Source organism: Streptomonospora mangrovi, assembly GCF_027604915.1.
Taxonomy (GTDB): Bacteria; Actinomycetota; Actinomycetes; order Streptosporangiales; family Streptosporangiaceae; genus Streptomonospora; species Streptomonospora mangrovi.
This window is the reverse complement of sequence record NZ_JAJAQC010000102.1, coordinates 1-8,144: the sequence shown is the minus strand read 5'-3', so window position 1 is coordinate 8,144 and position 8,144 is coordinate 1. Positions and strand designations below refer to the sequence as shown.

8 protein-coding genes are annotated in these 8,144 nt (G+C 78.2%); all 8 read right to left on the bottom strand.

Annotated features, from left to right (window positions below):
* Positions 1–123: 123 nt before the first annotated feature.
* On the bottom strand, positions 124–1,119 hold the full coding sequence (locus LG943_RS27335) for a UDP-glucuronic acid decarboxylase family protein (protein WP_270075268.1): 996 nt from the start codon (positions 1,117–1,119) through the stop codon (positions 124–126).
* 30 nt (positions 1,120–1,149) lie between these two features.
* The gene (locus tag LG943_RS27330) at positions 1,150–1,836 is read right to left on the bottom strand and encodes an SDR family oxidoreductase (RefSeq protein WP_270075267.1); all 687 of its coding nucleotides are present in this window, start codon (positions 1,834–1,836) and stop codon (positions 1,150–1,152) included.
* Positions 1,837–1,957: 121 nt separating this feature from the next.
* Complete coding sequence (locus LG943_RS27325) at positions 1,958–3,334, bottom strand: PfkB family carbohydrate kinase (protein WP_270075266.1); 1,377 nt, start codon at positions 3,332–3,334, stop codon at positions 1,958–1,960.
* A complete protein-coding gene (locus LG943_RS27320) occupies positions 3,331–3,930 on the bottom strand; it encodes a D-sedoheptulose-7-phosphate isomerase (protein WP_270075265.1) in 600 nt (199 codons plus the stop codon). Before LG943_RS27320 ends, LG943_RS27325 begins: the two co-directional genes overlap by 4 nt.
* Positions 3,930–5,180, bottom strand: coding sequence for a glycosyltransferase (locus LG943_RS27315; RefSeq protein ID WP_270075264.1), 1,251 nt, complete (start codon positions 5,178–5,180; stop codon positions 3,930–3,932). The genes LG943_RS27320 and LG943_RS27315 overlap by 1 nt, the downstream gene beginning before the upstream one ends.
* Positions 5,177–6,199, bottom strand: a complete 1,023-nt coding sequence (locus LG943_RS27310) for a glycosyltransferase (RefSeq protein ID WP_270075263.1) — start codon at positions 6,197–6,199, stop codon at positions 5,177–5,179. Before LG943_RS27310 ends, LG943_RS27315 begins: the two co-directional genes overlap by 4 nt.
* Positions 6,196–7,254, bottom strand: a complete 1,059-nt coding sequence (locus tag LG943_RS27305) for a glycosyltransferase family 9 protein (protein WP_270075262.1) — start codon at positions 7,252–7,254, stop codon at positions 6,196–6,198. The genes LG943_RS27310 and LG943_RS27305 overlap by 4 nt, the downstream gene beginning before the upstream one ends.
* On the bottom strand, positions 7,251–8,144 hold an 894-nt coding region (locus LG943_RS27300; RefSeq protein ID WP_270075261.1), incomplete at its 5' end, for a D-glycero-alpha-D-manno-heptose-1,7-bisphosphate 7-phosphatase. The genes LG943_RS27305 and LG943_RS27300, both read right to left, overlap by 4 nt.

Here is an 8,144-nt window from a genome sequence, read left to right as displayed (position 1 = left end):
GCTCAAGCAGAACAGGGCGGTCGCGACCAGGTACGACAAGAGGGCCGCGGTCTATGACGGAACCGTCCAACTCGCCTCCATCCGCATCTGGCTGCGCGACCTCACCCGTTCAAAAAACACTGCCTAGGCGCGGCCGGCGGCCGGTGCGGTGCCGGCGCCCAGGGGCCGGGCCGCCGCCGAGCGGGCGAACCAGTCGATGGTGCGGCGCAGCCCCTCCTCCATGGAGACCCGCGGCACCCACCCCAGGGCCTGGGCGGCCAGGCCGATGTCGGGGCGGCGGAACCGGGGGTCGTCCACGGGCCGGCCCACCAGGACGATCTCGGAGTCCGACCCGCTCATGGAGCGCACCAGCTCGGCCAGGCGCAGCATCGAGAGCTCGTAGGGGCTGCCGATGTTGACCGGGCCGGTGAGGTCGGAGCCGGCCAGGGCCAGCAGCCCGGCGACGGTGTCCTCGACGTAGCAGACCGAGCGGGTCTGGAGGCCGTCGCCGGTGACGGTGATGGGCTCGCCGGCCAGCGCCTGGGAGATGAAGGCGGGGATGGCCCGCCCGTCGTCGGGGCGCATGCGCGGCCCGAAGCTGTTGAAGATGCGGGCGATGCCGATGTCGGCGCCGCGGCTGCGGTGGTAGGCCATGGTCAGCGCCTCGGCGTAGCGCTTGGCCTCGTCGTAGACGCTGCGCGGCCCCACCGGGTTGACGTTGCCCCAGTACCGCTCGTTCTGGGGGTGCTGGAGCGGGTCGCCGTAGACCTCGCTGGTGGAGGCCAGGACGAAGCGCGCGCCGTGCTCGGCGGCGAGGTCGAGGGCGTTGCGGGTGCCCTGGCTGCCGGCCTCCAGGGTCTCGATGGGCAGCCGCAGGTAGTCGCGCGGCGACGCGGCCGAGGCCAGGTGGAACACCAGGTCGACGCGGCCGGGTACGCGCAGCGGGCGCACGACGTCGGCCTCGACGCAGCGGAAGCCGTCGTGGGCGGCCAGGTGGCGGATGTTCTCGGCCGATCCGGTGACGAAGTTGTCGATGCAGACCACGTCGGCGCCCTCGGCCAGCAGCCGTTCGCACAGGTGCGATCCGACGAACCCGGCGCCGCCGGTGACGACGACGCGGCGGGCGCGTGCCTCAGTCATGGGTTCCCCCCTTGTTCACGGTGGCCCGGATCAGGGCCACGAGGTCTCCTCCGAGGAGCAGATGACCATCTCTCGCAGCTCGCAGCCGACGGGCTGGCGCAGGGCGAAGACCACGGCGCGGGCGACGTTGGCGGGCGCGTTGAGCCGGGCGTCGGGTCCGGGGCGGTAGGCGTCGGGGCGGTCGTCGAAGAAGTGGGTGTCCATGCCGCCGGGGACGAGCAGGGTCACGCCCACGCGCCCGGCCAGCTCGGCGGCCAGCGCCCGGGTGAACCCGACGACGCCGAACTTGGAGGCGCAGTAGGCGGTGGCGTCGCTGACGGCGCGCACGCCCAGGGTGGAGGCGCAGTCGACGACGGTGCCGCGGGTGGCCTCCAGGTGGGGCAGGGCCGCGCGCACCACCGAGGCGGTGCCGATGAGGTTGACCTGGACGACCCGCTCCCAGTCCTCGGCGGGGACCTTGGCCAGGGGGCCGCAGGAGTCGATCCCGGCGGCGTTGACGACGGCGTGCAGGCCGCCGTGCCGCCCGGCCAACCGCTCCACGGCGTCCTCGGTGGCGGCGCGGTCGGCGAGGTCGACGCGGACGAAGGGGTCGTCGCCCTCAGGGCGGGCGCGGTCGAGGATGAGCGGCTGCCCGCCTTCGGCGCGCACGGCCTCGGCCACGGCCGCGCCGAGGCCCGAGGCCCCGCCGGTGATCAGGGTGTTGCCCAGTGGGCGCATGTCGGCTCCTTTCGGATGGGTGGGGGCGTGCGCGGTGCGCCGCCGGGGCGGTGCGCGCACGGCGGGCGCGCGGGCGCCTGCGGACGGGCGGCGCGGCGGCGGGCCGCGCCGCGCGGCCCGGTCAGGGCGGGGTGCGGTCGCGGGCGGCCACCACGCGGGTGGTGGAGTGCCCCGGCAGCCGGGGCAGGATCACGACCTCGCCGCCCAGGCTCTCGACGACGTCGAGTTCGGGCAGCGCGGCGGCCTCGTAGTCGCCGCCCTTGACCCAGACGTCGGGCCGCAGCCGGGCGATGAGCCGGCTGGGCGTGGGCTCGTCGAAGACGGCGACCGCGTCGACGCAGTCCAGCGCCGACAGCACGCGGATGCGGTCCTCGGCGGAGTTGATCGGGCGGTCGGGGCCCTTGCGGGCGCGCACGGTGGCGTCGGAGTTGATGCACACGATGAGGCAGTCGCCCAGCGAGCGCGCGCGGCGCAGCAGGCTGACGTGGCCGGCGTGCAGCACGTCGAAGCAGCCGCCGGCGGCCACGACCTTGCCGCCGCTGCGCCGGACCCGCTCGGCCAGCTCGCCCGCGCTCTCGCCCAGGCCCAGCGGCAGCGCGCCGGCGATGGGCCCGGAGGCGGCGGTGCCGCCGGCGGCGCCGTTGCGCACGAACCGGGAGGCGGCCTGGACGCTCTCGGCCACGGCGTCGACCACGTCGGCGCCGGTGCGCAGCGCGCCGGCCGCCACCGCGCAGAAGCGGTCGCCGGCCCCGCAGGCGTCGGCCTCGGGCAGGCTCACCGGCGCCGCCAGGTGCTCGGTGCGGCCGTCGGCCGCGGCCCACACCGCGCCCTGGGCGCCCAGGGTGACCGCCACCGACTCCGCCCGCCAGGCGCGGGCGAGTTCGGCGGCGCGCGCGGCGGCGCGGGCGGGGTCGTGCGCCCCGGCCTCGGAGGCGTTGGGCGTGACCAGCGCCGCGCCGGGCACGGGCACCGGTCCGCGCGGGTGGGGGTCCCACACCAGCGGGACGGTTGCGGCGGCCCGCGCCAGGGCCGCGCGCACCCCGGGCAGCTCGGCCACGCCCCGGCCGTAGTCGGAGACCAGGACGGCGCCGGCGGCGGCGATGGCCGCGGCGGCGCGGTCCTGGCCCTCGGCGGGGTCGGGGCGGCCCTCGCCGTGGTCCACCCGCAGCGCGGTCTGCCCGCCGAACTGCACGCGGGTCTTGACGGGCGTGCCGCCGTCCAGCGGCAGCCGGACCAGGGTGACCGCGTCGCGCAGCAGGGCGGCGACCCGGTCGCCGGCGGGGTCCTGGGCCAGCGCGCAGACCAGGGTGACGGGGTGGCCGTCGCGGGCGGCCAGCCAGGCGGCCAGGGCGGCGCCGCCGGGGCGGTGCCGGGCGCTGGGCGAGTCGAGGACGGGGGCGGCGCCGCCGTGGCCGGTGGCGCGGCGCTCGCCGGTGAGGTCGACGTCGAGGAAGGCGTCGCCCACCACGACCAGCGGCGGCCGGGGCGCGGGGCTCACGCCGAGCCGTCCTCGGCCAGCCGCGCGGCGTGCGCGGGGGCGGGCACCGCGGCGGCGCAGGTGTCGTCGACCGCCGCGCACAGCAGGTGGATCAGCGACAGGTGGACCTCCTGCACGGTGGCGGAGTCGGCCGAGGGCACCCGCACGGCGTCGTCGCAGGCCGCCAGCAGCGCGCTGGGGGCCTCGCCGGTGAGCGCCCAGGTGGTCATGCCGATCTCGCGGGCGGCGGCCGCGGCCGCCACGATGTTCTCGCTGGCGCCGCTGGTGGACAGGCACACCAGGGTGTCGCCGGGGCGCCCGTGGGCGCGGACCTGGCGGGCGAACACCTCGCGGTAGCCGTAGTCGTTGGCGATGGCGGTGACGCTGGAGGTGTCGGCGTGCAGCGCGATGGCCGACAGCGGGACGCGCTCACCGCGGAAGCGGCCGGTGAGTTCGGCGGTGAGGTGCTGGGCCTCGGCGGCGCTGCCCCCGTTGCCGCAGGCCAGCAGGCGGCGGCCCTGGGACAGCTCACGGCCCAGGCGGCGCCCCCACCGCTCGACGCGGTCGGCGTCGACGCGGTCCAGGACGCTGCGCAGTTCGCGCAGGCGGGCGTGCATCAGATGCCTCCTGTGGGGGTGTCGGTGGCGTGCGGCGCGCCGGCGAGGGCGGGGACCTCGTGTCCACGCTCGCGCAGGACGCGCTCGTAGCACTCCTCGGTCTGGCGGGCGACCAGCGGCCAGGTGTAGCGCACGGCCGCGCGGTCGGCGGCGGCGATGCCCAGGCTTTCGCGGGTGACCGGGTCGGCGAGCAGGGTGCGCAGCCAGAAGGCCAGCGCGCGGGGCTCGCGCGGCGGCACGAGCCGGCCGGTGACGCCCTGCACGACGGTGTCGAGGTGGCCGCCCACGTGCGAGGCGATCACCGCGACGCCGCAGGCCATGGCCTCGACGGTGCTCATGCCGAAGGGTTCGTACCAGGGGACGTTGACCGCGAGGTCGGCCGAGCGCAGCAGCGCGGGGACGTCCTGGCGGGCCACGCCCCCGGTGAAGCGGACGCGGTCGGCCACCCCGGCCGCCTCGGCGGCCTCGCGCAGCCGCCCGATCTGGGGGTCGGTGTCCATGCGCTCGGGCGGCGCGCCGCCGGCGATGACGAGTTCGGCCTCGGGCACGGCGGCCAGCGCGCCGATGACGGTGCACACGCCCTTGCGGGGCACCAGCCGGCCCAGGCACAGGACGCGGGGGCGGTCGCCGCGTTCGGCGGCGGGGCCCTCGGGGCGGAACCGCTCGGGGTCGACGGCGCAGGGCACCACCGCGATGCGTTCGCCGGGGACGTTCCAGGTGCGGAGTTCGCGGCGCTCCTCCGAGGAGGTCGCGATGACAAGGGCGGCCCGGTGGGCGATGTCGAACTCGGTGTCCTCGCGCTCGGCGGGGCTGGTGTCCTCAGGGCCCTGGTGGCGGCGCTTCTCGGCGCCCAGGGCGTGGAAGGTCTGCACGACGGGCACGCCGGCGGTGGCGGCGGCGTCGAGGGCGGCCCGGCCGCTCATCCAGTAGTGGGCGTGCACGATGTCGGGCCGGTCGCGGTCCCATGCGTCGGCCAGGTGGCGGGCGAACTCCGGCATGTGGCGGGGCAGGTCGTCCTTGCTGACCGGCGCGGGCGGCCCGGCGTCGACGTGGTGGACGCGCACGCCGGGCGCGAAGTCGGCCGTGGCCGGGGCGTCGGGGTCGCTGCGGCGGGTGTGGACCGTCACCTCGTGGCCGCGCGCGCCCAGGGCGCGGGCCAGTTCGGCGACGTGGACGTTCTGGCCGCCGGTGTCCTCTTCTCCGAGCAGGGCCAGCGGGCTGGCGTGCTCGGAGACCATGGCGATCCTCACCGTGTCACCTCCAGGAGAAGCCGGTCCCAGTCGTTGAGGAACCGGTCGAGCGAGTAGCGGCGGAGTGCGGCGGCGCGGGCGGCCTGCCCCGTCTCCCGCGCCATCGGCGGGTCGTGGAGCAGGTCGCGCAGCGCGGCGCACAGCGCCTCGACGCGGGTGCTCACGACCCCCGCGTCGGCCGGTACGGCCTCGCGCGCCTCGGTGGTGGCGAGCGCGAGGACGGGGAGCCCCAGGAGCATGGCCTCGATGAGGGACAGGCCCAGGGAGGTCCAGCGGAGGGGGTGGAGGTAGGCCCGGCGGCGGGCGAGGTCGTCGTGCATGCTCGCCTGGGGCGGGTCGTCGTAGGCGCGCAGCCGGTCGGGGGCCAGGCCCAGCCGCTCCGGCAGGCCGGCCACGCCCATGCCGAACACGTCGAGGGGGCCGGCCGCGGCGAAGCGGGGCAGCAGGTCGGTGCCGGTGACGCGCCAGCGGCGCAGGGGTTCGTTGATCGCCACGCCCGCGCGCGGGATGTCGCCGGTGTAGCGGTAGCCGGGGTCGACCACGCCGTGCTCGATCACGGTGGTGGGCGCGCGGCCGCAGTCCCAGAACAGGTCGTTGAAGTGGGTGACGTGGACGACGGGGATGTCGGAGCGGTCGGCCAGCGGGTGGCGGGTGCGCGGGACGTCGCCCTGGGGGGTGTTGTGCTCGACGTAGACGGCGGGGAGGTCGCGGCCGGGCCGGCGGCCCAGCCAGCGCTCGGCGAGGTCGAGTTCGTGGGGCCGCTGGAGGACCACCGCGTCGACGGGTTCGTCGGCGAGGCGTTCGGGCGCGACCTCCACGGCGGTGTCGGGCCAGGTCCAGGTGCGGGCGCGGCCCCGGCCGTCGGGGCCGCGGTCGGGTGTGGCGGGCAGCAGGCAGTGGTGGCGCCCGTGCACGAAGGACGTGGTCCAGGAGCCGTGCACGTGCCACATCAGGACCCGCAGGGTGCGCGCGGGGCGCGCTGCGGCCGGCGGCGCGGTGCGGAGTTCGCCCAGGGTCATGTCGGGTCTCCCGTGAGGTCGGCGACGGCGGCGAGGACGTGGTCGGGGGTGAGTCCGGAGACGCAGGGGTGGCCGGGCACGGGGCAGTCGCGGGCGCGGGTGCCCCGGCAGGGGGCGTCCTGGTCGCCGAGCACGCGCACGGGCACGCCCTGGGGCGCCCACGCCGAGGCGGGCACGACCGGCGCGAACACCGAGACGACGGGGGTGCCCACGGCGGCGGCCAGGTGCGCGGCGCCGGTGTTGCCGCTGACGAGCACCGAGGCGCCGGCCAGCACGCCGGCGAGTTCGACCAGCTTGGTGCGCCCGCCGAGGTCCAGGGCGGCGCCGCCGGCCACGGCGGCGGTGTCGGCGCGCTCGGAGTCGGTGCCGGTGACCACGACGCGGTGGCCCCGCGCGGCCAGCGCCGCGACGGTGCCGGCGGCCAGGTGGCGGGGCACGGCGCGGGCGGCGGCCGAGGCGCCGGGGTGCACGGCGACGTAGCCGGGCGGGCCGGCCAGGTGCGCGGTGTCGGGCAGGGGGCGGCGCACGGCCGGGGTGCCGGGGTCGCCGGGCGGCAGCCGGTAGCCGGCGGCCTCGGCGAGGTCGAGCATGCGCCGGGCCTCGGGCGCGCCCCAGGCGCCGCGGTGGCGCAGGTCCAGCAGCGAGCCGGGGTAGTCGTCGCTGACGGCGCCGATCCAGGGCACCCCGGCCAGGCGCAGCAGCAGGGCCAGCGGCAGCCCCGACTGGTGGAAGGAGGTCAGGATCAGCGCGGCCGAGGGCGCCTCGGCGCGCACGGCGGCGATGAGGGCGTCGGTGCGGGCGGGATCGACCGGTGGGGGCTCGGGGTCGATCCAGGGCGCGCACCACTCGATGACGCGGTCGACGCCGGGCAGCAGGTCGGCGGCGGCCCGGCCGCGCGGGCCGGCGAGCATCACGACGCGGTCGGCGCCGGCGGCGACCGCGCGGACGGCGGGGCCGGCCAGCAGCACGTCGCCGACGTTGTCGAGGCGGGCGACCAGGGCGGTGCCGCCGCGGGGCGCCGGGGCGGCCGAGGGGACGGGGGCGGCGGGGGTCATCGCGCCTCCGCCCGGAGCACGCGGCGGACGGCGGCGGCGAGGTGCGGCGCGGTTTCGGGCGCGGCGGCGGTCTCCTCGGGGCGGGTGCGGCCGTTGGGCACCAGGATGCCCCGGGCGCCGGCGGCGCGGGCGGCCGCCATGTCGGCGCCGATGTCGCCGATGACCACGCATTCGGCGGGGTCCACCCCCAGCGCGGCGGCGGCCTGGTGGACCAGCCCGGGGCGGGGCTTGCGGCAGTCGCAGCCGTCGGCCTCGCCGTGGGGGCACACGCACCACACGTCGAAGGGGCCCAGCCGGGCCTCGACGGCGGCGTTGACCTCCTGAAGTTGGTCGGGGGTGATGAGCCCGCGCGCCACACCCGACTGGTTGCTGACCACGCCCAGCCGCAGCCCGGCGGCGCGGACGCGGTCGAGGGCCTCGCGGGCGCCCTCGACGGGCCGGACCTTGCCGGGTTCGGCGTTGTAGGGGACGTCGTGGACGAGGGTGCCGTCGCGGTCGAACAGCACCGCCTTGACGGGCCGGGCGCGGTGGGGGCGGGCGGCGCGGTGGCGCCACTCCCCCGCCAGTCGCTGCGCGCACGCGGCGGGCGGGATGAGCGCGCTGGTGGCGGCCATGCGCCAGATCTCGGCGGGGGTGCGCGGCCCCGGCGCGATGCGCCGCCAGGCGAACTCGGCGGTCATGGCGGCCCAGACCAGGCCGAGCCCGGCGGCGGCCGCGCGGGAGGCGCGGGCGGTGCGGGCCAGGCCCGGGGCGGGGGCGGCGGCCCGGCGGAGGGCCGGCAGGGCTGCGGCAGCGGCCGCGGCCGCGGCCGCCGGTGCGGGCAGGGCGCGGACGCTCAGCGCGGCGGCGGCCCGCGCCGTTCGGGTCGCGGGCGCGGGGGGCCGCGGCGG

What these genes read in the sequence shown, in the direction of transcription:
- LG943_RS27305 (WP_270075262.1), bottom strand. Translation starts at nt 7,254, where the DNA reads ATGACCCCCGCCGCCCCCGTCCCCTCGGCCGCCCCGGCGCCCCGCGGC.
- LG943_RS27335 (WP_270075268.1), bottom strand. Translation starts at nt 1,119, where the DNA reads ATGACTGAGGCACGCGCCCGCCGCGTCGTCGTCACCGGCGGCGCCGGG.
- LG943_RS27330 (WP_270075267.1), bottom strand. Translation starts at nt 1,836, where the DNA reads ATGCGCCCACTGGGCAACACCCTGATCACCGGCGGGGCCTCGGGCCTC.
- LG943_RS27310 (WP_270075263.1), bottom strand. Translation starts at nt 6,199, where the DNA reads ATGACCCTGGGCGAACTCCGCACCGCGCCGCCGGCCGCAGCGCGCCCC.
- LG943_RS27320 (WP_270075265.1), bottom strand. Translation starts at nt 3,930, where the DNA reads ATGCACGCCCGCCTGCGCGAACTGCGCAGCGTCCTGGACCGCGTCGAC.